Source organism: Paenibacillus pectinilyticus (assembly GCF_001700435.1).
GTDB classification, from domain to species: domain Bacteria; phylum Bacillota; class Bacilli; order Paenibacillales; family NBRC-103111; genus Paenibacillus_E; species Paenibacillus_E pectinilyticus.
This window is the reverse complement of the sequence record NZ_LYPC01000027.1, coordinates 849257-872729: the sequence shown is the minus strand read 5'-3', so window position 1 is coordinate 872729 and position 23473 is coordinate 849257. Positions and strand designations below refer to the sequence as shown.

General features: G+C 42.6%; 25 protein-coding genes. 5 read left to right on the top strand and 20 right to left on the bottom strand.

The annotated features are described in order from the left end of the window. Positions 1-25: 25 nt before the first annotated feature. Together A8709_RS25445 and A8709_RS25440 are read right to left on the bottom strand one after the other, a co-directional pair. On the bottom strand, positions 26-997 hold the full coding sequence (locus tag A8709_RS25445) for a glycosyltransferase family 4 protein (protein WP_244163313.1): 972 nt from the start codon (positions 995-997) through the stop codon (positions 26-28). A gap of 172 nt (positions 998-1169) precedes the next feature. Continuing rightward, positions 1170-1976, bottom strand: a complete 807-nt coding sequence (locus A8709_RS25440; RefSeq protein WP_065856398.1) for a COG4705 family protein — start codon at positions 1974-1976, stop codon at positions 1170-1172. Positions 1977-2235: 259 nt separating this feature from the next. Here A8709_RS25440 and A8709_RS25435 point away from each other — a divergent pair, with 259 nt between their 5' ends. Further along, positions 2236-2748, top strand: coding sequence for a C40 family peptidase (locus tag A8709_RS25435; protein WP_065857374.1), 513 nt, complete (start codon positions 2236-2238; stop codon positions 2746-2748). Positions 2749-2822: 74 nt separating this feature from the next. Here A8709_RS25435 and A8709_RS34740 read toward each other — a convergent pair whose 3' ends face one another. The 7 genes from A8709_RS34740 to A8709_RS25405 form a co-directional block, all read right to left on the bottom strand. Next, a complete protein-coding gene (locus tag A8709_RS34740) occupies positions 2823-2993 on the bottom strand; it encodes a hypothetical protein (RefSeq protein WP_167357166.1) in 171 nt (56 codons plus the stop codon). Between the two features lie 44 nt (positions 2994-3037). Further along, a complete protein-coding gene (locus A8709_RS25430) occupies positions 3038-3724 on the bottom strand; it encodes a response regulator transcription factor (protein WP_065856396.1) in 687 nt (228 codons plus the stop codon). Then, complete coding sequence (locus A8709_RS25425; protein ID WP_065856394.1) at positions 3721-5199, bottom strand: sensor histidine kinase; 1479 nt, start codon at positions 5197-5199, stop codon at positions 3721-3723. Before A8709_RS25425 ends, A8709_RS25430 begins: the two co-directional genes overlap by 4 nt. A 16-nt stretch (positions 5200-5215) precedes the next feature. Further along, positions 5216-5962 carry an ABC transporter permease subunit gene (locus A8709_RS25420; protein WP_065856392.1) on the bottom strand — a complete coding sequence of 249 codons (747 nt, stop codon included), beginning with the start codon at positions 5960-5962 and terminating at the stop codon, positions 5216-5218. Further along, on the bottom strand, positions 5955-6698 hold the full coding sequence (locus A8709_RS25415; RefSeq protein WP_065856390.1) for an ABC transporter ATP-binding protein: 744 nt from the start codon (positions 6696-6698) through the stop codon (positions 5955-5957). Before A8709_RS25415 ends, A8709_RS25420 begins: the two co-directional genes overlap by 8 nt. A gap of 78 nt (positions 6699-6776) precedes the next feature. After that, the gene (locus tag A8709_RS25410; protein WP_065856388.1) at positions 6777-7703 is read right to left on the bottom strand and encodes a hypothetical protein; all 927 of its coding nucleotides are present in this window, start codon (positions 7701-7703) and stop codon (positions 6777-6779) included. A gap of 163 nt (positions 7704-7866) precedes the next feature. Then, entirely contained in the window at positions 7867-8466 is a 600-nt protein-coding gene (locus A8709_RS25405; RefSeq protein WP_244163312.1) for an undecaprenyl-diphosphatase, read from the bottom strand. Positions 8467-8711: 245 nt separating this feature from the next. Here A8709_RS25405 and A8709_RS25400 point away from each other — a divergent pair, with 245 nt between their 5' ends. Further along, positions 8712-9473: a YheC/YheD family protein gene (locus A8709_RS25400; RefSeq protein WP_065856386.1), complete on the top strand. Its 762-nt coding sequence runs from the start codon at positions 8712-8714 to the stop codon at positions 9471-9473. Between the two features lie 317 nt (positions 9474-9790). Here the strand turns inward: A8709_RS25400 and A8709_RS25390 are convergent, their stop codons facing one another. Beyond that, on the bottom strand, positions 9791-11098 hold the full coding sequence (locus A8709_RS25390; RefSeq protein ID WP_065856382.1) for a bifunctional DedA family/phosphatase PAP2 family protein: 1308 nt from the start codon (positions 11096-11098) through the stop codon (positions 9791-9793). Between the two features lie 246 nt (positions 11099-11344). Between A8709_RS25390 and A8709_RS25385 the strand changes: the two genes are divergently transcribed. Further along, positions 11345-12076, top strand: coding sequence for a YheC/YheD family protein (locus A8709_RS25385; RefSeq protein ID WP_065857370.1), 732 nt, complete (start codon positions 11345-11347; stop codon positions 12074-12076). A 56-nt stretch (positions 12077-12132) separates the two neighbouring features. On the opposite strand, the gene A8709_RS25380 is transcribed toward A8709_RS25385, so the two are convergent. From A8709_RS25380 to A8709_RS25370, 3 genes are all read right to left on the bottom strand, one after another. Continuing rightward, a complete protein-coding gene (locus A8709_RS25380; RefSeq protein ID WP_065856380.1) occupies positions 12133-13338 on the bottom strand; it encodes an EfeM/EfeO family lipoprotein in 1206 nt (401 codons plus the stop codon). A 237-nt stretch (positions 13339-13575) separates the two neighbouring features. Then, on the bottom strand, positions 13576-14235 hold the full coding sequence (locus tag A8709_RS25375; protein ID WP_065856378.1) for a TVP38/TMEM64 family protein: 660 nt from the start codon (positions 14233-14235) through the stop codon (positions 13576-13578). Between the two features lie 10 nt (positions 14236-14245). Then, on the bottom strand, positions 14246-15340 hold the full coding sequence (locus A8709_RS25370; protein ID WP_065856377.1) for an MGDG synthase family glycosyltransferase: 1095 nt from the start codon (positions 15338-15340) through the stop codon (positions 14246-14248). Between the two features lie 220 nt (positions 15341-15560). Between A8709_RS25370 and A8709_RS25365 the strand changes: the two genes are divergently transcribed. Further along, positions 15561-16769: a COG4705 family protein gene (locus tag A8709_RS25365; RefSeq protein WP_065856375.1), complete on the top strand. Its 1209-nt coding sequence runs from the start codon at positions 15561-15563 to the stop codon at positions 16767-16769. Between the two features lie 96 nt (positions 16770-16865). On the opposite strand, the gene A8709_RS25360 is transcribed toward A8709_RS25365, so the two are convergent. The 4 genes from A8709_RS25360 to A8709_RS25345 form a co-directional block, all read right to left on the bottom strand. Then, positions 16866-17075 (bottom strand): alpha/beta-type small acid-soluble spore protein, encoded by a 210-nt coding sequence (locus A8709_RS25360; protein ID WP_065856373.1) that lies wholly within the window; start codon positions 17073-17075, stop codon positions 16866-16868. 101 nt (positions 17076-17176) lie between these two features. Further along, a complete protein-coding gene (locus tag A8709_RS25355) occupies positions 17177-17935 on the bottom strand; it encodes a VOC family protein (RefSeq protein WP_065856371.1) in 759 nt (252 codons plus the stop codon). An 83-nt stretch (positions 17936-18018) separates the two neighbouring features. Beyond that, complete coding sequence (locus A8709_RS25350; RefSeq protein ID WP_065856369.1) at positions 18019-19041, bottom strand: Gfo/Idh/MocA family protein; 1023 nt, start codon at positions 19039-19041, stop codon at positions 18019-18021. A 106-nt stretch (positions 19042-19147) separates the two neighbouring features. After that, entirely contained in the window at positions 19148-20080 is a 933-nt protein-coding gene (locus A8709_RS25345; protein ID WP_141692651.1) for an AraC family transcriptional regulator, read from the bottom strand. Between the two features lie 69 nt (positions 20081-20149). Between A8709_RS25345 and A8709_RS25340 the strand changes: the two genes are divergently transcribed. Continuing rightward, positions 20150-20932: a phytanoyl-CoA dioxygenase family protein gene (locus A8709_RS25340; protein WP_065856367.1), complete on the top strand. Its 783-nt coding sequence runs from the start codon at positions 20150-20152 to the stop codon at positions 20930-20932. A 107-nt stretch (positions 20933-21039) separates the two neighbouring features. On the opposite strand, the gene A8709_RS25335 is transcribed toward A8709_RS25340, so the two are convergent. The 3 genes from A8709_RS25335 to phnC are packed head-to-tail and all read right to left on the bottom strand — an operon-like array spanning position 21040 to position 23436. Further along, positions 21040-21873, bottom strand: coding sequence for a PhnE/PtxC family ABC transporter permease (locus tag A8709_RS25335; RefSeq protein ID WP_065856365.1), 834 nt, complete (start codon positions 21871-21873; stop codon positions 21040-21042). Continuing rightward, positions 21873-22658, bottom strand: coding sequence for a PhnE/PtxC family ABC transporter permease (locus tag A8709_RS25330; protein ID WP_065856363.1), 786 nt, complete (start codon positions 22656-22658; stop codon positions 21873-21875). Before A8709_RS25330 ends, A8709_RS25335 begins: the two co-directional genes overlap by 1 nt. Further along, positions 22648-23436, bottom strand: a complete 789-nt coding sequence (gene phnC / locus A8709_RS25325; protein WP_065856361.1) for a phosphonate ABC transporter ATP-binding protein — start codon at positions 23434-23436, stop codon at positions 22648-22650. The genes A8709_RS25330 and phnC overlap by 11 nt, the downstream gene beginning before the upstream one ends. Positions 23437-23473 lie beyond the last annotated feature (37 nt).

Sequence of the window (23473 nt, the reverse complement as noted above, 5' to 3'; positions counted from 1 at the left end):
TCATAAAAACTTTCTTGCAATCCGCCTATTTCCTCCGCACAAGTTTGCGATATAAGTGTACATAACGAGTAACCATTCTGTCTCTGCTAAATCTACGTTTCACGTAGTTACGAAGGAGATAAGGGGAGGGGTAATATCCCTTGTTAACCTTTTCAATCATTTCAGATACTGTATGACAGATCAATTGTGGGAAACCTGCTAACACCTCAGAAACTGCTCCGCGCTTTAAAGCAATAACAGGGGTCCCGCAAGCCATAGCTTCGATCATGACTAGACCAAATGGTTCTTCCCAAGTTGAAGGAAACAATAAACAGCTTGCATGTTTAAGCAGATTTTGCTTCCTTTTACCTCCAACTGCACCTACATAATGAATGCGAGGATTACGTAGAATACGGGGAAGAATCTTTTTTCGAAATAAAGCCTTGTCTTTGATTGGGCCGGCAATGATTAATTGTTTCCTTGTTTTCTCTGCGATCTCAATCGCATGCAAAATACCTTTCTCCTTGATGATTCTCCCCATAAATAAGAGATAATCTTTTTTTATAGAACTGAACTCATATTCTTTGGGATTAATACCGTTGTAAACATAATAACCTCTGTTTTTCCCCATGACCGCTCTCGCTCTTTTACTTACATAAACAGGAAACCTCACTCTATTCCTCGAAGGCATGTGTAACGTACAAATCGTTGGGACTTTGATTCTTGCTTTTCCAATAGCCGAGTTAAAGGTATGATCGTGAATAATATCAACCTTAGGCGGCATCTTTTTAAGCACGAACTGTCTGATTCCCTTTTTCTTGAGATGTTGCGGATAGGTGATCAATCTAGCGCTAGTCCTACTCCCTTTTGCCGCGAAAACATAAACATGATGCCCACGCTTAACCAAACTCTCCGTAAGTTCATAAACAATTTTCTCCGTCCCTCCTTCCTTTCGAGAAGGAATCGGTCTGGCGTTAGGGACATTTGATATCACTTGAACTATCTTAAGACGCCTCATTTCTGTTATTCCCTCATCTCCGATGTACATAAGATACGTATTAATTATATGCACGTTCCTATATATGTCGTGGACAAATAGGTAGGATAGAAGATTAAAATGTATTCATATTATGCAAAAAAGATGACTTTGAAGATTCTCAAAGTCATCTTTATCTATGGAATCGATTCGATTACACCGCTTCTACCAAATCTTCTTCACCCTTTGTTCCCTTAGCCGCTGTACCTCCGCGGAAAACGACGAAAATAATAATGAAGATCGTTAACACGAGGCTGACCGGCCCACTGCCATATCCCATACCGCCATTGGCATGAGTAGCCGATAACCAATCTGAGAAAGAGGCGCCGACTGGACGCGTTAAGATGTAGGCGAACCAGAAAGCGATAATTTCTTTCAGACCAAACAACCAAAAACCGATAGCAGGAATGGCTAACAAGCAAGTAAATACGATGCCAGATGCGAAATAACCTAAATGCATATTCGTCGCAGTCAAGTCGCCTGCTGATGTGCCAAGTGCGAACGTAGTAAGTACTGTAAGCCAGTAGAAGACCTCGCGGCGGCGAGTGAATATACTATGGACCGACAGTGTCTTCTCTTTGGCATACCAAGTAAATAGAATAGCTGCTAAGGCTACAATAAAGAATATCGTCGAAACGACATAGGGAATTCCGAGTCCCACACGAACGACATCTGCGGCCATTGTCCCGAAGATACTAACCATCACGACGACTAACCAATACACGCCAGGTATATATCGACGAACCTTAAATTGTAAGATCATCGCAATAATAAAAATAACGACGCTTAAAGGAGCGGAAATCAACGGGTTTAAATGCTCAAATAAATAATCTGAGGCTACCTCACCCATGCCTGTTGTTAAAAGCTTCGTAATCCAAAAGTATAGGGTTATTTCTGGAACTTTAGCCGCTAAGCCTTTCATTTGATTCATTGCATTCGATAATGATGGGTTCTTATTCATCTGTAAGACCTTCTTCCTTTCTCTATTTCAAATCAACTATCGCTATTGTACAAGCTCTTTATTAAAATCTCATGTGAAGATGTCAATAGATATTTGCTCAGTGAACTCTCATCGTTTTCTAATAAACGGCGTTCCTATCGTATGTTTACTCGCCAAATGAATGACTTGGTAATCCTTAGGATGTTTCATATGTGTTAAGGTTATCTCAGGTGAAAGCCTAATACACGATCCTTAAGGAGGATATCTACTCATGAAAACGATGAAGACGAATCGCCTGAAAAAGTCGCTATTAGGAATTACACTTAGTGTTTCCTTATTTGTTTCCATTTCCATCATGGGTGCACCGCAAGCGGCACATGCCGCTACTGCTAACACAACAACAACAGCCGCGTCGACTTCCGTTTCTGGCAAGGCTGGGAGCATCATTGCACTAGGTAAGAACTATCTTGGTGTTCGTTACAACTTCGGAGCCCAGAAAGGCGTGACAAGCTCATTTGACTGTTCATCTTTTACACAATATGTGTATGGGAAGAATGGGATTAGCTTGCCGCGTTCCTCACAGGCACAGTCTCAAGTCGGGTCCTATGTACCTAGAAATCAGCTTCAACCAGGGGATCTTGTGTTCTTCTACTCCCCCATCCATCACGTCGGTATTTATATCGGGAATGGGAAGATCATGCATACCTACGGAAGCCCTGGTGTAACCATTTCGGATATGAATTCGGGTTGGTGGAGCACGCATTACAAGACAGCTCGTCGTGTAATTAAATAAGAGATGACATAGCGAAAGACCTCCTTCACACAGTAGTGAGGGAGGTCTTTTCCCCATAATCATACCAGCATATGTTACTCATGTTCGCTGCATTTCCCGGGAATGATAAGAATATGTTCCAGTATGAACGCTTTTTCGGTTTCCGTTAAATTGGAACGATGAATGAGCGTCGTGATTTTCCCTTCAAGATCATGAATGGTATGCAAAAACACATCGATTTCATCCAAAGGATTTAGATTTTTCATCGGAACCATCCTTCCTAAAGTTATTTTCAAAGGGCTTCTAACCACTAGATGCGAAAGCGATAGCCAGCTCCCCATACGGTTTCAATATATTGCGCGTTAGACGGCTCGATTTCAATTTTCTCTCTTATTTTACGAATATGAACCGTCACGGTTTGTGAATCTCCCACAGCATCCATGCCCCATATCCGCTCAAAAAGGTGATCCTTACTAAAGACCCGATTCGGATTCATAGCAAGGAAATACAGGAGATCAAATTCCTTTGTCGTTAAATTGATTTCTTGCTCATGAATAAACACACGTCTTGAACCATAATCGATGAGCAGTCCGTGAATTCGGATCTCTTCTTTCATCTCTTTCGTCCCAATTAATCGTTCATAGCGAGATAAATGTGCCTTGACTCTAGCGACAAGCTCAACAGGCTTGAACGGTTTGGTGATATAATCATCCGCACCCAGTCCGAGTCCGCGAATCACATCGATATCTTCCTTTTTCGCTGTAACCATCAAGATCGGTATCTGGTGTTTCTCGCGAATCTGTCTACAAACCTCTAAACCATTGATCAGCGGCAGCATGACATCTAGAATAATGAGATCATAGTCCCCGCTTAATCCAAGCTCCAGGCCCTTCTCACCATCCATAGCTAGGTCCACTTTAAAGCCGCTCACTTCTAAATAATCCTTTTCGAGTTCAGCAATCAGCTCTTCATCTTCAACAATTAGTATGTTTTTCATGCCTTCTCACCATCTTTAAGCCCTTTAAGCGGCAATTTTATCGTGATACACGTGCCTTCATCCTTGACGCTGTGGGCTTCAATCGTACCGCCATGGCCTTCGATCATTTGTTTAGAAATCGCAAGTCCAAGACCGCTTCCCCCTTGTTGACTGTTACGTGAGGGATCTGCCCGGTAAAACCGATCAAAAATATGAGGAAGTGCATCGGCATCAACGCCACTCCCATTATCTGTGATTTCAATCATGACGTATTCTCCGATTAACTTCGCGTGCAGCGTAATACATTTGTCTGTTTTATTCAAATATTTCAAGGAATTATCTAAAATATTCGAGAAGACACGTTTCAATTTATCCCGATCGATCGAGACCAGAACCTGTTCCTCTAAGATGATATCTGACTTATAATAAACGCCTTTTTTACCAAGCTCGAAATCCAACTCATCTGACCAGTCTAATAAAAAAGAGGCGAAATCTACGATTTCAAAATGAAAAGGTACTCGCTTCAGATCCAATTTGGAGTATAGAAATAATTCATCAATTAAGTGATCCATCTCTTCGGCTTTGGACGAAATAATGTCAATGTATTTCTGTTTTTTATCCGGTGTATCAGCAATGCCATCTCCTAAACCATCCACATACCCCCTGATTGCGGTAAGCGGTGTACGGATATCGTGAGAGATATTCGAAATCAGCTCTTTGCGGTTATCTTCATATTGAATTTGTGTTTGAATCGATTCCTTTAATTGTTTACGCATTTGTTCAAAAGCGATACTCAGCTGTCCGATTTCATCTTTATTCGTAATCTGGACTTGGAAATCCAGGTCTCCCGCTTGAATCCGTTTCATGGCATTCTTGAGCTTACGAAGCGGCTGAACGATACTTCTAGAGACATAAATCGTGAGAAGCGTATGTGTGAGTATCAGAATAATAAGCAGCGTGAGAAAAAGTATAGGAAAAAACTTTTGGGCAAAGTTAACGAGAGGGTTAACGGTTGTTACAATAAAAATACTTCCCGGCTGTTGTCCGCTAAAATAAAAATCAATGGAGTTCACTTCCAATAAATCTTTACCATAATGCTTGGCATCTTCCATCTCCGGATGTCCAGGATGCTTAAAGCTAGGTAAATTCTTGAGAACTTCGGATGTCTGAAGCGAAGGAGAAACATATACAAACGTATTCTCTCTCCGAACGATCAATTTCGCGTTGTTCGTTGTAAGATCTTGATCGACATCCGCTAGATAGCTCACATCGGATAGTATAGCGGGATTTTTCTCGGATGTTCGTTTCAAATCTCTCATTGTATGTTCCACATTCTGATTATCAAATAACCCAACGCCTGTTTGTAATTGATCGCGAATACCTTGGAAATCGCCGCGAAAAACAAGAACGAGCAACGCTGCGGTGATAATCATCATAACAAGTGGCACGACCAACATGGCCGCATAGGAAATTAATAATTTTACACGAATGGACATAAATAAATTCCCCGCATTAAACTTCTTTTTTATCAAATTTATAGTAACCAATGGCCAAAAATAATAACCAACTGGAAATAAGGAACATCGATGAAGTGACTAATCGGCTAGTTGGAACGGTTTGGCTCAGCCATAACATGTGCCAGTCGGTATACGTAAATGGTGAGAACGCCGATATGGAACGCAATAGGAAAGGCGCTATTTTGGCAGCTACATATAGAACGATGGAGAAGACCATGAAGCTGCTTGCACTTTTGAAGAATTGCGCTACGAAAATGAATACGGCCGACAAAGCAAACATCGATACAAATGCAGCGATATAAGCAAGGATCATGTGAAACGTATCAGACACATTTGCGGCTGTTCCTGTAAATAAGTTGCAAATAAACGTGACAAGGCCAAGGATTAGTAGGATACCTGCAATACCAGTACCTAACGCGGCGACTTTCGTACCATAGACTTGGTAGCGGGAATTCGGACGAAGTAACGCTAGCTTTAACGTTTTCGCTGCTATTTCATTAGGGAAGAGATCACCTGTCATGGTGAAAATAAAGAGTGGGATCCATAGACCTGTGTAAATGGTAAGCATTTGAATCGGAAAAGACTGACTTACCGCAATCAGCCCCAGGATCGGCTGTAACGCATGGAGTGATAGAACCAGTAAGATCGGCAGTAAAGCTGATAGAACGACGAACATGACAATCTTCTTTCGATAAAACATTAAGTAAAGCTCATTCAAATAACCAGCACGCCAACTATGCACTTTCCAATCCCTCCTTTTCCTTGGTAAGCTGCAACTCATCAATATAGAATTGTTCAAGCGATTGATTATTTTGTAGGAGGTCGGATACATACCCTTCTTTTCTTAAACGTCCATCTACTACAATTCCTACGCGATTACAAAGTTGTTCCAATTCATGAATCATATGACTCGATATTAAAAAGGACGTGCCTTTCTCTTCCGACAAATGTTTGATTAACTTGCGGAACATCACTGTGCCTTCGATATCCAAGCCATTGGTAGGCTCATCCAGGATGACAAATTTCGGTTCAGGCAGGATCGCTGCCGCGAGTGCCAGCTTCTGCTTCATACCTGTTGAGAAGCCTTTGATTTTCTCTTTCCGAACTTTGCGTAAGCCAACTAGTTCCAAGACCTCTTCCATTCGCTTCGTTGTCACACTCGGATAGAAACGAGCGACAAGCTCAAGATACTGCCACGCACTAATAAAATCATGAAAATCAGCAGATTCAATCATGCTGCCGACCTGCACCATCCCTTGTGCGAAGTGTTCGGCTAAATCCTTTTGAAATAGTGAAATCGTGCCCTGATCCGGTCGAATCAAGCCTGTAATGAGCTTAAGAAACGTCGTTTTACCCGCTCCATTGGGGCCAAGTAAACCATACACATCTCCTTCGTGTAACTGGAGTGTCATATCACGAATTCCCCGATCATTCCTATACACTCTACTGAGCGCGGTTGTTTCTAAAATCGTCGTCATTCGGTTTCCCCTTTCTTCGTGAGATGAGCAGATAGGTTAGGAACGTAACCTATCTGCCCCCTGATCACTTATTTTCTATTATTCGTTTGCGTCATGACCATGTTTATCATGTTTCACGTTTTGAACGGTTTTCCCAGTCAGATCAATCGTATCTGGTGTTGTATTGTTGTAATCCGATAGATCAGCTTGCAAATGAAGTGTAACTTGATGGGCAACGCCGCTGTCATCTTTCCCTGAAACAGTAAGATCCGCTTCTTGATGGGAGATATAATTCGAAGCATTGACAGTCGCCTTAATCGATACATTTTCAATCTTAATATCTTGTGTCAATTGCGGCGCAGCAGTTTTCAAGAAATCTTCATTGAAAGGAAGCTTGTTCGCATTGGCGCCATTCGCAGCTTTCTCACCATCGTGCTCATCCTTCGTCGCTTCTTTCAAAGCGATTGGTGCTAGCGCGTTAACAACCGTAGGAATTTGAGCATTATTCAGTTGAACGGAAATATCTTTGGAGCCGTCGGCTTTCGTATCAACGGCTACGAAATCTTTCATATTCCCGACTAGCGCATCAATAACTGTTTCCACTTGTTGCGGAATTTCAGTTTCATTTGCTGTTTTATCGGCTTTATCGTTCTTATGTCGCTTCTCTAGCTCTTGGCTTACGAAGTACACATCGCTTGTATCGGACTTAAGTACGGTTTGATTCGCTTGCTTATAGAAGCTAAGTGACTGATCTGTGCCATTCGCTGTTACTTTCGCAGTCCCGCTTGCTGCTTCCGAACTTAAGCTCAATTTAAAATTGCCACTTGCATTGGCTAGCTCTTTGCCATTGTCTTGCAGGGATGCTGCCGCTTGAACCGCAACGTTTTGAATCGTTTTGGTATTCTTAAGCGCAGACTTATATGCGTCATAGCCTGATGTACTTGCTAATGCGCTAAACCCTGTTGTTACCATGACAATGGAACTAATTCCTACGGCGCTGCCTAACATGATCCACTTCTTTTTCATCTTTTCCTCCTAGAATAATGTGATGTGGGCTTACAACTACATGGTAGACAAGAGAAATGAAGTGCTTATGAACCAATTCTTAAATCTTTCTTAACTGAGTGAGTGCGGAAAAAAGCAAAAATCCGTTCCTTCATGAACGGATTCCTCTCTACAACAACGTCAATTATGCACCTTGATTTTTGCGCCAAACTTTCGTTTCCACAACTTCGTATCCATGGATGATCGATTTTAATAATTTCAATGCACCTGAAGAACGTTGAAATAACTGATGAACAACGACCGCAATCAATCCACCAAGTAAAGCACCGCTAATAACATCAGACGGATAATGGACGCCAGTCCATACACGGGAGAATGCAATACAAGCCGCTAAAATCAGCCATACACGACCAGCCTTCCTATGGAACAACCAGATGGATGTCGCAATGACAAATGCTGCTGTCGCATGATCACTTGGGAAAGAGGCATTCGCTGGATGTGGAATTAACTGCAAGACAGAATGCGTTACAAAGGGGCGATCGCGATAGAAGAAATGGCCCAAAATCCCACTGCATGCTAATGCGATGGACGCAGCTAATAAGGACTGCGCGACCATGCGGCGATGCGTTTCATGCCGCGTAAACCAGTACACGACGATGCCAAGATAGAACACATACTCTGCTTTCGAAGCTAGGAAGCGCATAATGGGATTGAAGAAGGAAAGGTCGTTTCCTAATTGATTAATCAGTTGAAATACGTGATAGTCGACATCTGTGAAGCTCATCATCATCATCCTTTACCTATTTTCCATGCAGCATCTCGTGCATTTACAAGAAGTTTACAAGGTGAAGATGAGAAAAAAATGAGAATACGAATTTCCGTTCAATTAGATGCAATGAAAATGAAAGCTTCAAAATTTAATTATCCAACTAGACTCTACTCCAAGTCCCTTACCGTCATTTGAATATGATAACTGGAAGCTCAACATAAAAATATTGAAAATCCCCAAGTAAAGGTGCTGTTACAACCATGAATCGAGCACGTACAATAAGCAGTAAATGGATTAAAACAAAGGTCCTTCTATTAAATAGAGACCTCCGTAAATTTGTTCCGGAAACAAGGATCTACAGTCAAGCAAACCTGCTTCAAATGTTAATTAAACATAAGATGGTTTATGTAAAGCCCAGTACTGGTACTGCCGGAAATGGTGTTATTCGAGTGATGAAAGATAATAAATATCGCTTTCAAGCGGGAAAAGTGGTTAAGTCATTTGGATCATTTCAAGGTTTATTCACTGCTCTGAACAAAGCCAAGCTAGACAGAACTTATCTGGTTCAACAAGGTATTCATCTTATAACCCATCAAAAGCGAATATTTGACACACGAATAATGGTGCAAAAAAGTCCGTTGAAAATTTGGGAGACTACGGGGTATGTCGGTCGAGTCGCACACCCCAAAAAAATAGTAACAAACTTTCATAACAGTGGAAAAGTGCTCCCTTTAGAATTGTTACTCGGTTCTTATGTACAGGGTCAGAAGAAAAAGAAATATATTCATAGTCTGCAGAATCTAGGGTATCGCATTGCAACGCACTACCAGAAGAGTTATCCAAGATTCAAAGAAATTGGCATTGACATCGGTATCGATAAACAATTAAAACCATGGGTACTAGAAGTAAACACATCGCCAGATCCCTTTATTTTCAACCAATTAAAAGATAAAAAAATGTTCTTCAAAGTTCTGCGTTACGCGAAAGCAAACGGTCGATTCTTACGTATCAAACGTAAGTAATTAAAAACTCCAATCCCTCATAGACAAGGATTGGAGTTTTTTAACTAGATTAGAACAAATCTAAGAATACGCGCAAGAAATAGATCTCTAAAAACGATAAAACCGTTAACATTCATGAATTTAATTCTGATTCTATTTAATCCTCTAGCTACGACGCGTGCATTAAAAACCGTTGTTGTTCCATTAGCGTTTCTGTAGACGATGCCATAAAAGCGGTTGACTAATAACATGATATATCAACTCCCTTCAAATGAGTTAATATATCATATTCGTATGGATTCCTAGTTGCGAGGGCTAGCTTTATAGATTAGACTTTTTTAATCTCCATTCACTACTTCTTGAATCTCATTTCGACTCAGCATGCGAAGAATCTCGAGTAACATGACATTCAAGCTCAACCAAGTTCCCCCGAATAAGTAACCGGCAAGGACATCACTTGGATTTTGCACATAGAAATATACGCGGCTGATCCCAACGAGCAAACACAGGAGTACCACAAATAAGGTTGCGGCGAGACGTACTTTCACATTGCCTTTATGTCTAACTAGCAAATAGGCAGCAAAGCCGCATACAGTCAAGGATAGTAAGGTTTGTTCACTTGGGAATGAATAAGGGAAATCAACAATCACAGCTGCTGGACCCACACGTTGAAACAGCGAACGCAACCCTTCATCCAGCGCTTCTCCCCCGACGATGACGAAGGCAAAGCACATCAACTCCAACAAGCGTTCTTTACCTTTCCAGATAATGAATATACTGGTTACGGCAATGAATGGAATAAATACATAATAAGATCCTAATAAGGCGAATCGGTTCATCCAAGCCCCCCAACTCGGATCAAACATTTCATGAAGGATAAAACTAACCACCTCATCAAACGTCGTGAATTCATTCTCTAGAATCTCCTGAATCATGCCAATGATCAGGGATAGACAGGCAGCGAAAACCGTAAAAGCAGCAAGCACAACAAATTTCACTTTCCCCATGGAATGGAAATGAAACATGACCTTTTGGAGGCTGCTTGTCAACAGACGGGTCGCTTTCATTTTGTTTTTCCGATACAGATAGACCATAACAACTACGAAAACCGCGATAATCCCCGCGTAGATCAAATATCGGTTCATCGTATGATGATATTTCTCCCACTTTGGCCCTAAGACCTTGCCAAGCGAGATAAACACGCTCACCCAAATGAAAGCACCTATATAGGAGTAACTTGCATAGGTACGAAATGAAATACGTGTAACCCCAGCAAAATACCCGGTAAAATGTCGAACACCCGGAATAAAACAAGCAACGAGTAACAATTTATTGCCATACTTCTGAAACCAGAATGAAATTCTTTGAAGCCGTTCAGGGCCCATATGAATACGAGTACCATGCTTTTCGAAGAAAGGAGTCCCTAAGCGAAGCCCAATCCAATAGGATAGGGTCATGCCGATGCTTACACCCGTCCATGCTGTTGCGATCGCAGTGATCCAATTTAGTTTCCCCTGAAAGATTAGTAAGCCTGAATAGCTCATCAGTACTTCCCCAGGGAACGGCAAAGCAAGCATTTCTAGGAAAAGTGATCCGAAAAGAACCCAATACCCATAATGTTCAAGCCATGTTGTTAAAAACCCCACCAAGATTCCCCCTCTCTCCTGTATTCTGAACGTATTGAAGGAAACATAAACCTTTCCAAGATTAAACACGTACTTATCCTTTACCCATTATTCGTCAAAATAGGTTCTTACCCGCTACGTTCAGCGCTTGCTTATCATAAACTGAGAAGAATACCCAGCTTGAGCGTAAAGGAGCAATTTCATATGCAGCGATCCCTCCGACTTTCGAAATTGAACATTGTTACTAAGAAGCGAATCCCCCGTAGCATGGGCACTAGTAAGTGGAGTAAACACAGATTGCTCAGTCAATCTACTCTCCTCAGACCTCATTTACCCGAAACCAAATGGTTAAGCAGCAGCAGCTTTTGGCAGATGATGAACAAATATGGCGAAGTCATTATTAAACCAACTGGAAGTTCCGGCGGGCATGGGGTCATACGCATTAAACATCTTGGGAAGTCGAAGTATACCATCCATGATGGTGCAAAAAAATCTACATTATCGAAGTCGCAAACGAACCAATTTATTGTGAAAAAACATAGTCGCAGCCATCTTGTTCAGCGGCGTATTTCTCTTGCTACTGTAAATGGCCAACCTTTTGACCTTCGCGTCATGGTACAACGACGCCCGCATTCGCCATGGCAGGTGACAGGGAAATTAGCGAAAGTGGCTGGGAAAGGCTTCGTTGTCACGAATATCGGGAAAAGCCATGGCTACGTTGTTACGGCCAACCGCGCGATTGAGCTATCTAAGCTTCCTACCTCGAAATCATCTGCACTCTTAGGGAAGTTAAATCAGGTTGCGTTAACAGCGGCAGCGAAACTCGGTCCCTCCTATCGTTGGGTCCATACCATGGGCTTTGACATGGCGCTAGATTCGACTGGGCGTGTTTGGATCATTGAAGTGAACTTTGCCCCTATGTTAGGGCTTTTCTTAAAGCTTAAAGATAAGTCTGCATTCCATAAGATCAACGCCATTCATAAGAGTAATCGTAAGTAAAACTACTCCTTCTAAATGAATAAAAACGATAGACAGCTGTCTATCGTTGCTTGTATTTACTGACCTAACGTCCCGGGCATTTTCACAAGCGGTTCAGCCAGTGTTTCCAGTTTATTTTTGAGATCGATACGCTTCGCTTGTTCCAGTTTACCAAAATCCTGCCATGTTGGCCCAACAGGAGACAGCGTATTCATCGTTTCAATGACAGCAGCCAAACTTTTGTTTATTGCCTCGTCAAGCGAAGCATCTTTCTTCTTTAATTCAGCTTGGACAAGCATGTAAATTTGTTGAGCACCCTCTACATTTGCTCTAAGTACAGGGATTGTAGCTCCACTCCAACGTTCTTCTTCACCGGTAATCTTCTTGGATTGTGCCTCCTCCATCAATTCGCCTACGCCAGTCACGAAATCCGTAGCTTCGATTTTGGTAGCAGCAATACTTTGCTGCATCTTCTTCCCGTCTTCCAGTAATCGGGCCGCAAATGGTTCAGCATCCTTCACCGTTTTTTGCACAAATAATATGTTCTCAATCCGGTGATATCCTGTAAAATTAGGATCCTTATCATCCTTGAAGTCATTGATACGCGCATCCATGACACCATCAAGCTCTTTGAATCGTTCAATCACAGGTTCGATTCGTTCATAGGGGATCCGAGAAGCTACATAAGCCTCTTGTGCTTTTTTCAAATCGCCACTTTCCACTGCTGCATTCAGCTCTTCTAACCGTGTAACCATTTGATTACCTTGATCTTGCACGTATTTATTGTAAGCAACTGTTGCTTCTTGCAGCGCTTCGGAACCTGTAATCGTGGCGTCGTTTACTGCACCTTTATTCTCATTTAGGGATGTACTTAACTCTGTAAGTGCACCAATGACGCCATCATTGAGTTGCCCCATTAATCCATAATCCAGCTTATCTTGTGATAAGCCCGCTTCTAACGGGGATAAATACTTTTCGACTTTTACATACAATTCCGGGTATTTCAGTTTAACCTCGTCTTCGAAGCTGGCCCATTGCCCCACTAAGGAGGAAGCGATCTTTTGGGGAGTATTCACTTTCTTCTGATCAAGCTGCCCCTTCAAACTCACTATTGTGTGAAGAAAAGCTGCCGCGCCATCTTTGGCAGGAACTTTCGTGACATTGGGTGTAGGACTTGCAACCGGAGCTGTGGCCGTACTTGCAGTAGGTGTTGTTTTGCTGCAACCTGTTGCAACGAGTGCAATAGCTGCGGCTAAGATAATGAATTGTTTACGTTTGTTCATTTGATTAAATCCCCCAGTCCTATAGTTTGTATGTAACAACAATTAATATGTTCTTCATTTGCAGAGATATTGATTATCATTCTCGATAGCAACTGGCACAAACTATACCTGATGAAAATGAAATTTTGATGAGAATGAAGAAGACTCTCTCCATGTATATAAAAAGAAGGCTGAACGCTCAGAAAATTGAGTCATTCGCCTTCTTTTTTCACAAATCTTTATTTAAGTTTCCTATCATTACATCTGACTTGAGATCCGTCTCTGTCTTCCTTTTAACAACCAACTTATGCCTAGCAATACGATAAATACAACGATACCCATGGCTCCCCACAGGAATGAACCATTGCGAACTCCCGCGTAAAGACCACTCATGGCGATCGTATAGGGAAGTATTCCCAACCCCGTAGTCCAAATAAATGTCCATACGTTTATTTTCAGAAAACCCATCGTATAATTCACAAAATGGTACGGAACCAACGGCAGGAATCGAATGAATAATAAGCCAAACGTTTCATGTTTTTTGGTGAACTCTTCTACTTTTTGAAGAAAGGGCTGCGCTAGTTTTCCGAAGAACGGCTTTGCTATCCACTTGGTTAAATAGAGCGCACAGAGCGCGCCGGTTACACCGCCAATCCACGAATAAACGCCACCCCATATAGGTCCATAAATCTCCATAAGTGCAATCGAAACAAATTCCCCAGGTACAGGAATGATATTCACAATCGATTGAACAACGATACCAATTACAATACCCATTTGCCCAAAATCCTGAATACGATGAATGAGCCTTTCTGCTTCTCCTGTATGAACAAGATAGAGATAATAGCCGATGATGCCTGCAATAATAAGTATACTGATCGTGCTTAGAAGCTTCGTATTGGGCTGATTAGGTTTCATTTGATCCATCCTAACTAATTGTTCTCAGAACGTCCGTAACGATGTGTTCCGCTGCTTGTCTATGATGTAAGACATCCATTTTGGACTTTACTAGAGAACCGCAAGTATCATTATCGACATAGTGACGAATTTGGTTTACTAGATCATTCATACGATAACTGATAAAGGCAATTCCTTTTTCAGAAAAATAAGTGGCATTATCCTTTTCTTGACCCGCAAACGGCCGATAGATGAAAACGGGTTTCTTTAACGCAAGGGATTCAGCTAACGTTAATCCACCTGCTTTACTAATGATACATGTGGCTGTAGCCATGAGTTCATTCATCTGGTCAACAAAACCAAGAATTGTAACACTGCTATAAACTTGAAATTGTTGAATAAGTCGTTGTTGTAGTTTGGTGTTGCGACCACAGACCACAGTAATTTGACAATCCCGTAGAACTTCAAGACTCTTGATCATTTTAACCGTTGTGTCGTATTGACTATATGAACCTACGATAATAAGAATCTTTTTATGGGTACTCTTCTCATCAGGTTGGATATTTCTTTCAAACGCATCTCGGATCGGAATTCCGGTAACTTCGACGAGCTCTTCACGAATCCCCTTCGCGACCATATCACACTTCAAATCTTCACTAGCTACATAGTATTTGTTAATGGTAGGGTGAAGCCATCTAGCATGTATCGCATAGTCAGTCATTACGGTGAACGATGGAATACCCAAATGCTTGCTCAAAAAAGGAGAAGCTCCATAAGGAAATGTATTGATAATGCCGTCTGGCTTCTCTTTCTGAATGATTTCAAGTAATTGTTTGGTACCTAATCGATTTAATCCCGCAAGTACAGGACTATACGTCTTATTTCTTTGAGTTAAATAATAGCTCCAGCCATAATAATGAATACCAAATCTAGCAGCACGAAAACTGCCCATATATACAGAAGTTGATATTTTATTCAGTATCGGATGCGCTTCTTTCATCAAATCAATGATTTGAACATTGGCAAGGCTGTTTCGCTGACAATACTCATTAATCGCGAGTGCGGCAAGTTGATGACCCGCTCCATAACTCGCTGTAAGCACTAGAATTCGAGGTAATTCTGCCAATTGGTATCCCTCCAAACTGAGCTTCTGCCTCTATCGTTGGCTATATCTTATGCGCCTATGTTTGTTCTCATCTTAATGAATAATATTTAAGTTATTATGTTCAAATTCTTAAACTTTTCTTAATTTAGAAAAGAACGAATTCTCATCATCTTCTCATTTAATACAAGTACACTGACCAAGTCTAGGAAACCAAAGGGTATGATGAAAAGGGGGTTGCAACATGGATTCGATTCCATCCAATGCAATGAAACGAATGTTAAGTAAGGTGCCAGAGGTTACGATCTATTTTTGGATCATCAAAATCTTATGCACGACGGTCGGGGAAACTGCCGCTGACTTCCTTAATGTAAATCTTAATTTCGGACTGACGGGTACCTCGATTGTGACAGGTGTTTTGTTGCTCATCGCGATCTACTTTCAGTTTACAGCAAAAAAGTATATTCCGAGTTTGTACTGGTTGACGGTGTTCTTGATCAGTATCTTTGGGACACTTGTTACGGATAATATGACAGATAACTTAGGTATTCCACTTGAGCTGAGCACGATCGTTTTCAGTGTCCTCTTAGTATTGACCTTGATCTTATGGTATGCCAGCGAGAAAACACTCTCTATCCACTCCATATTTACGAGACGAAGAGAAGCGTTTTATTGGTTAACCATCCTGTTCACATTTGCACTGGGTACGGCAGCTGGAGATCTAATGGCGGAAAGCCTAGGACTAGGTTACGTCGTAACAGGTACCATCGTTGGTGCGATTATTGCCATCATGACGGTCTCATGGCGATTGGGGCTTGATGCGGTGCTGGCATTCTGGATTGCCTATATCATGACACGTCCATTAGGTGCTTCAATCGGTGATTTCCTTTCACAAACGCAAGATAATGGTGGGTTAGGTTTAGGTACAACAATGACAAGCGTTATATTTATTGCAGCGATTCTGCTATTGGTCATATTCCTTACCGTCACCAAACGAGATCTGATACCAACATCAGCTAAAAACGTTAAAGCTAGCAAACGCCGCTCTGTCATTTGGCAAGTTGCAGTGGTAGTTGCTGTGTTAGTAATCGCGGCGGGAACAGGCTATTATACACGTCATCAAAGTCTACAAGATGCTTTACCGCAGGGATCTGCTTCGAGCACTGCTGCACAATCTTTCCCACAAGAAGATCTAGCTAATTTCAAAAAAATTAGTGAAGATACACTTGCTTTTGTTCAAGCAGGAAATGCTTCTGCTGCAAAGACACGCGTTAGTGACTTGGAGACGGGTTGGGACAAAGCTGAGGCACGGCTTAAGCCTATGAACAAAACGAAGTGGAATTCCGTTGACAGTGCCATAGATAAAGTATTGAGGCAAGTGCGTGCGGTACATCAAGATGCCAATGCGTGTAAAGAAGCGCTGGATGCTTTGATATCTGAGCTGAACAAGTAACTTTCGCAATCATGGCTATAAAAAAAGAAAAAGACTGCATTCACTCAGGAGGAAGAGTGATTGTAGTCTTTTTGTTTTAGCTGTGATAGTTAACGATTAGCGTCTGAAGCCTTGCAATTGCCCTTCAGCAATTTGCACCAATCTTTTCGTGATGGTACCACCAATCGAACCGGCATCGCGTGTAGTCAGGTCACCATTATAACCATTAGGTTGCAGTGGAATACCTAACTCTTGTGCAACTTCGTATTTCAATTGATTTAGAGCGGCTTTCGCTTGCGGTACTACTAAAGTGTTATTGTTAGCCATGAACTTAATCACTCCTTCTCGTGGTGTACACTTATAATGTGGAGTGTAAGGAAATCTTATACATGCGACTTCAAAAATATTTTTATTACTAGCAGGCAAACTTAGCTGCTAATACCGCTAACCATATATCCATTGCCATCTGGATCATAGAACATGAAAAACTGAGCGCCAAGTCTCGATTCGATACCTTTGTCAGCAACGGCCCCTTTGGAACGCACGTAGTCTAAGGCAGCAGGTAGATCAGGCGATTCAATGACAGCTATGGGATTAATGCGATGCTCTTGCTGCAGTTGTTCCATAAGTACCCGCGAAGTCGCGCTTAGTCGATTGTCATCAAATAGCAGATGAGGGCCTTGATCCATCTGAATGCTGGGAAGCCCCCCAAACTGGGGATCCGCTGTAACACGTTTTGCTAGCAAAGTCTCATACCAATGAACCGTTGTCTCCAGATTATCCGTGTGGACGAAGATCCGGCTTATTTGACCGAGCAACCCATTCATCTTATACTGCGGAATACCCAAATCTCGATTGGCATGGCAAATCATGACGGAATCGATTGTAAAAACCGACACGTATTCATCGGTGTAAACATCAGCAATATGGGTATGAGGAAGTTTCTCACAAATCCCATGCGCCGCGTTGATATCATTGGTATCGAACATAATTCTAGGCAGTGTTCCCCAGGCATTGCCATCGAGGATGAGGTTCGCTTCCCCCATAGCGAAGATATAAATACCATCACCATCCTCTGTTGGTGCAATCACGCGACCAAGCAGCTCTGAGTACCACTCTGTGGCACTTTTTAAATCTCGAACCGGTACGAAAACCGCCGGTATAAAGGGAACAATGGGGTGTGTCATTCCAGTCATTCCTCCTTCATTGGATACTCCTACTATAGACACAGCATAGCCTTAAAGTCTATCAGGTATCCCATGAATGAATATTATGGCTTCACTTTCACCCAGGCTCCATTCCGATCTGCGGATTCGATTTCCGCTTCAATCAACGCCATACTGCCCATGGTGCTCGTCGGCAAAGCTGTTGTTAACGGACGATCATGAATCAGTGCTTCAGTAAAATACTTAAGCTGACAGTAGTATCCGAGCTCCGGGGAAAGCTCCGCATAGAAACCAGAAGCCCCATTCGGATTGACCTTCAGCGTATCTCCGTTAAAGAGGAGGTTACCCCCTTCAAAATTGACTCGAAAACCCATTTCAAACCCAAAATCCCCTTGCATCGTCCAATCCGCTTGGGCGTTGATCACTTTACCATCTTCATACCTATAGTTCGTCGATACGATATCATAGCCGCTGCCCGGAATTACAACTCTTGCATTCGCGGAGACTTCCTGCGGTTTGCCGAATAACCAGTTGATCATGTCTGTATCGTGAATATGCATATCCAGCATAGCCCCGCCGCTCTTCTCTTTCTGAGTCAGCCAAGCTCCCCAAGTAGGTGCGCTGCTGAAGCGGTAGAAATAGCCGCTAATCGCACTACCATACTTACGGCTATCTACGATCTCCTTCAAATATTCATAAGCTGGCCAGAATCTCAAGCACTGCCCAATCATCAATTGCTTCTCATTCTTGTTCGCTGCTTGAATCATGGCTGAACTTTCTTCAGAGCTCAGTGCCATCGGCTTCTCACATAAAACATGCACACCACTGTTCAAACATTGAATCGCAATGTCTTTATGCAGAAAGGTCGGTAACGAGATGTCGACCATGTCCAACTGTTCCTTTTCCAGCATCTCTTGAACACTTGTATATTTGGCAAAACGGTCGAAATCAATGGCCGACGTCCCCGTTTCCATATTACCTCCAAGCGCTTGCCCGGCAAGCTTCGCCGCATCGAAATCGCATAGTGCTGTGACGCGAATCGGAACGCCTTCCTGCTCTAAGCGCATGTAATTCTCCAAATGCATTCTTCCCATAAAACCTAATCCAATTAACCCTATTTTGATCATTCGCAATCCGTCCTTTTCCAAATAGCATCGTGATAGGTTGATTATAAATCAAACTTTCGGATCCGTATTTATCAATAAGGCCGCTAGCTTTGCACTTTTATTCGTTCTACCGCTTCTCTTTTTGCCGGAATCGACCTGGTGGAACTTTTTTTTCCTTCAGGAATGTACGTGTAAAATAATGAACCGAAGAAAATCCCGTCATTTCAGCAATTTCTTTGATCGCCAAATCGCTGTTTAGTAAAAGATGAGCCGCCTGCCCAATACGTTCACCACGGATAAAATTAGTAAAGCTTTCATAGACTCCCTCCGAGAATAATCGTGAGAGATGACGCTCGGATACGCTCAAGTACGTCGCTACATCTTTAAGCAGAAGGGCTTGCGAAAGGTTGTCCCGAATATAAAGCTTCGCACGTCGCATTAAGACTTGCGTCGTGGAGTGACGAATCACTGGTGCCTTCGTCAGTGTTCCGAACGCAGCTAGAAATGAAATAAGTAAAGCATAAGCCACGGGATGAACAGCCGCAGAAGGGAGACTCCCTTGCCCTTCTCTGATCAATAGCGATCGCCATAACTGGACCGTAGGCAGGTTTTCTGCCTCATATCGCACAGTATCTCCCTGTAGGGCTAATTCATTGAAAGCCTCACGCATCCCCTCTTCACTTGCATTCTCATCGATTTCAAAGGCCACATATACAATGTTTAGTCCTTGATCCGTACGAATTTGATGTACAATTCCAGGCCTCGAGCAAAAAAGTGTCCCTGCTCGCAATGGATAGACAATAGCGTCCTCCGAATACTGCCCCTCCCCGTCCAATACATAACAGATTTCGAAAAATGAATGCTTATGGGGCTGATTATCGTACAAACATGGTTCAGCACCCCAGTAATGTACCTTGAAGACGGCCTCTTCGCCTCGAACAACCGTTAACGCTTCATTCCACAATGCAAGCGTTTCCTTAAATAAATACAAGAGCATCACCTTCATAACCATTTTGGCCTTATTGTGCAAAACAATGTCCTTTGTTGAAAAAGATTTCATTCGCGCAACCTCCTATAATTATAGATAGAAAAAGGTTAAATACACAATAACTAATGGGAGGCAGAATCTATGATACTCAATTCGGATGTTGATTTTTACAAAGAAAATGGCTATTTACTCGTAAAGGGTGTCTTCAATGAGGCAGAGGTTGCGGAGATGCGAGCAGCTGTTGAGAACATTATTGTTCGGGCAGCACACGCGAAAGTCGATAGAAATGATGCTTGGCAAGGTGATTTTTTACCTGCTGAAGAGTTAAAGAAACTTGTTCTCAAAGGCTTTCATGATGTCCATTATCATGATTCAGCTTTCATGAGAGCCGTTATTCATCCGAACATGGTCGCAGTGTTACAACAAATCATTGGACCTAATGTTCAGTTGCACCATTCGAAAATGTTGGTTAAGCCTCCTGAGAATGGCGCAGCCTTCCCGATGCATCAGGATTATCCATATTTCCCGCATGAGAAGCATACGATGCTCGCGGCGAGTGTTCATTTGGATCGTGCCGATGAGGAAAACGGCTGTTTGCGTGTTATCCCTGGCTCACACCGCGCGGGCAGCTTACCGCATGTTGGCACCCATTACCTGAATCATAAGGAGTATCCGATCCATGTGGGGACCCCTTGTGAAGCTGAGGCCGGCGATGTATTATTTTTCAACTATTTAACCATTCATGGCTCTGCCTCGAATAAAAGTACGAGAACGCGTAGAAATGTCCTCTTCCAGTACCGAGAGGCGAGTGATTTCCCAACCACACAAGAGCATTTTGACTGGGGAATGGGACTCATGGTCAGCGGAGAGAACCCGAATTTCACGAAAGTGAAGCCAAATTTCCAGATTATTAAGGAAGCTTAGTGATTGTTAATTGTTCTTCCGTGTATGGGAAACTTATAAATTCTTATGTGGTAAAAAAGGAGCTAAGCAGATACTACCTGCTTAACTCCTTTGAACTTCCAACCATCTTAAACCTTCGCTCTAAGCTTCTTCTTAATCCTTGTCGCCAATACTTCAAGCAGAATCGCGAAGAAAAGGATGAAATACGTAATAATTCCGATTTCTCTAATGTCATAATAGAACCCAGTAGCCATAAACATATCGAACCCGATACCACCCGCACCGGCAGCGGCTCCCATAGCGACGGCCACGGCGAAGTTAATCTCGAAGCGCATAAACGTCCATGAGATCAAATACGTCATCGAGGAAGGGATGACCGCCTGAAACACGATCTGCCACCAGTTCGCTCCACTCGCTTTCAACGCCTCAATCACGCCCTTATCCAACTCTTCGAATGACTCCGAATAGGCTTTAACTAAGTAGCTCACCGAATGAAACGTCATCCCGATGACCGCTGCAACACTGCCCAATCCGGCTGCCACAGCGAATATGAGCACCCAAAGCACAGTAGGAACAGATCGGATGAAAGTTACTGCCCCTTTAATTACTGTGGATATGATCCCCGTAGATAGATTTCTCGCCGCAAATAAAGCCAGAAATAACGCAATAATAGCTCCAAATAAGGTGGTAAGAAAGGCCAGCCCCAACGTGATTACGATCTGAATAAGGGCTTCTCCAAATGTAAAATGCTTAAAATGAGGATCGAAGAACATCGTTCGAATCGTAACCGCGGTTGCACGGATACCTTCGAAAAACGAAATATCCTTATACTCAAAAGTAGCAAAACCGTAAATGGTTAGCGACACTAGTACAGCAAAAGTAAGCTGTATAACAAGCGTTTCCTTATTAAATGGCTTTGACTTCATACGTGGAGGAGTTCTGTCAAGCTTTTGGAATTCCATTACAGAATCACCCTCCTTACGTAATTGGAGATCACTTCGATCAACATGATCGCCACGACAATCACGCATACAACCAAGGAAGCGGCACTGTAATTCAGACCTTTGTAATACAAGCTAAACAGAAATCCAATGCCCGTTCCTGTCAAAATCCCAATCAATGTCGCTTGGCGAATGTTCGTTTCCACCATAAACAAGATCCAACTAAGCAGTTGTGGCAGACTTGACGGAATGACAGATTGAAAAATGATGGAGAAATAAGAGGCGCCAGTCGCTCTTAATGCCTCAACGGAACTGTTGCTTACTTCGTCGATGGATTCGATAAATGCGCGGGTCAGAAATCCGAAAGAGCCGAAGAAGAGGGCAAAATATCCCGTCATCACGCTTTGTCCGAAAGAAAACAGCAGAATCATCGACCATGCTGCAACATCAATGTTTCGGAATATGGTTGCAATGAAACGACTAATCATACTAATCACGCCGCCTACACCCGTTGTATGAGAGCCCAGAATGGCAAACAAGAGAGCGAAGACAGAAGCAACGGTTGTCGCTGCAATAGAAACAAGCACTGTTTCAATCAGTGAGTCAATAATTGTCGGAAGCTTCTTCATCGCTTTCTCCGTGGGGTAGAAATTCTGAATCGTCCATTCGACTGCTTTTGGAATCGAAGTAAACCCTTTGATCACATCATACTCCGTAATGATGATAGCTACTACAGTTATTAGCATGAGCAAGGCGCCGTACAGCAAGGCATTCATTCGTTTTTTGGCGAAATAATTAGCCTGCATACCGATCTCCCTCACCCGCCATGACCTCATGTAGCTCAGAGCCATAGACCATGCTAAGTTGCTCCGTTTTCACGCCTGCTGGATGACCATCATAGACGATCGTACCGTTATTCACACCAATGATGCGGTCAGAATATGTAAGCGCCACATCCACTTGATGCAAATTGACAATAACAGTAATCCCCATCTTGGTACAAATACTGCGCAAATGCTCCATAATAATTTTGGAAGCATTCGGATCCAAAGAAGCAATGGGTTCATCGCAAAGCAGCATTTTGGGATTCTGAATCAGCGCTCTAGCGATCCCTACTCGCTGCTTCTGCCCCCCGCTTAACTGATCACAGCGTTTGTAAATCTGCTCTTCCATACCTAACATCTGCAGGATCGTGTAGGCCTGTCTCTTTTCCTCTTCGGAATACAAGCCAAACACACCAGCCAGCGTAGACTTATAACCGAGCCGTCCATGTAAAACATTTTCGATAACGCTCAGACGGTTAACCAAATTATAATGCTGAAAAATCATACCAATCCGCGTTCTCAGCTGCTTTAGCTCGCTTTTTTTTAACCCCATGACTTCGGCTCCATCAAAAAAAATCTCTCCGCTGCTTGCTTCAATCATCCGGTTAATACAGCGAAGCAGCGTAGATTTCCCCGCTCCTGAAGGCCCGATGATCGAAACGAACTCTCCTTCTTTCACAGCGAAGTTAACATGGGTTAACGCTCTTGTATCCGCGCCATACTGCTTCGATACCTGCTTGAATTCCAATAACGTTGTCATCGTTAACTCCCTTTGTTAATTAGGTAGATTTGTTGGT

Coding starts and splice junctions, on each gene's coding strand:
- A8709_RS25415 (WP_065856390.1), bottom strand. CDS start 6,698: ATGACGACGATTTTAGAAACAACCGCGCTCAGTAGAGTGTATAGGAAT.
- A8709_RS25355 (WP_065856371.1), bottom strand. CDS start 17,935: ATGACACACCCCATTGTTCCCTTTATACCGGCGGTTTTCGTACCGGTT.
- A8709_RS25335 (WP_065856365.1), bottom strand. CDS start 21,873: ATGGAATTCCAAAAGCTTGACAGAACTCCTCCACGTATGAAGTCAAAG.
- A8709_RS25375 (WP_065856378.1), bottom strand. CDS start 14,235: ATGAAACCTAATCAGCCCAATACGAAGCTTCTAAGCACGATCAGTATA.
- A8709_RS25345 (WP_141692651.1), bottom strand. CDS start 20,080: ATGAAATCTTTTTCAACAAAGGACATTGTTTTGCACAATAAGGCCAAA.
- A8709_RS25435 (WP_065857374.1), top strand. CDS start 2,236: ATGAAGACGAATCGCCTGAAAAAGTCGCTATTAGGAATTACACTTAGT.
- A8709_RS25405 (WP_244163312.1), bottom strand. CDS start 8,466: ATGAGCTTCACAGATGTCGACTATCACGTATTTCAACTGATTAATCAA.
- phnC (WP_065856361.1), bottom strand. CDS start 23,436: ATGACAACGTTATTGGAATTCAAGCAGGTATCGAAGCAGTATGGCGCG.
- A8709_RS25365 (WP_065856375.1), top strand. CDS start 15,561: ATGGATTCGATTCCATCCAATGCAATGAAACGAATGTTAAGTAAGGTG.
- A8709_RS25350 (WP_065856369.1), bottom strand. CDS start 19,041: ATGATCAAAATAGGGTTAATTGGATTAGGTTTTATGGGAAGAATGCAT.
- A8709_RS34740 (WP_167357166.1), bottom strand. CDS start 2,993: ATGAAAAATCTAAATCCTTTGGATGAAATCGATGTGTTTTTGCATACC.
- A8709_RS25430 (WP_065856396.1), bottom strand. CDS start 3,724: ATGAAAAACATACTAATTGTTGAAGATGAAGAGCTGATTGCTGAACTC.
- A8709_RS25360 (WP_065856373.1), bottom strand. CDS start 17,075: ATGGCTAACAATAACACTTTAGTAGTACCGCAAGCGAAAGCCGCTCTA.
- A8709_RS25340 (WP_065856367.1), top strand. CDS start 20,150: ATGATACTCAATTCGGATGTTGATTTTTACAAAGAAAATGGCTATTTA.
- A8709_RS25330 (WP_065856363.1), bottom strand. CDS start 22,658: ATGCAGGCTAATTATTTCGCCAAAAAACGAATGAATGCCTTGCTGTAC.
- A8709_RS25425 (WP_065856394.1), bottom strand. CDS start 5,199: ATGTCCATTCGTGTAAAATTATTAATTTCCTATGCGGCCATGTTGGTC.
- A8709_RS25380 (WP_065856380.1), bottom strand. CDS start 13,338: ATGAACAAACGTAAACAATTCATTATCTTAGCCGCAGCTATTGCACTC.
- A8709_RS25385 (WP_065857370.1), top strand. CDS start 11,345: ATGGGCACTAGTAAGTGGAGTAAACACAGATTGCTCAGTCAATCTACT.
- A8709_RS25440 (WP_065856398.1), bottom strand. CDS start 1,976: ATGAATAAGAACCCATCATTATCGAATGCAATGAATCAAATGAAAGGC.
- A8709_RS25400 (WP_065856386.1), top strand. CDS start 8,712: ATGAATCGAGCACGTACAATAAGCAGTAAATGGATTAAAACAAAGGTC.
- A8709_RS25445 (WP_244163313.1), bottom strand. CDS start 997: ATGAGGCGTCTTAAGATAGTTCAAGTGATATCAAATGTCCCTAACGCC.
- A8709_RS25410 (WP_065856388.1), bottom strand. CDS start 7,703: ATGAAAAAGAAGTGGATCATGTTAGGCAGCGCCGTAGGAATTAGTTCC.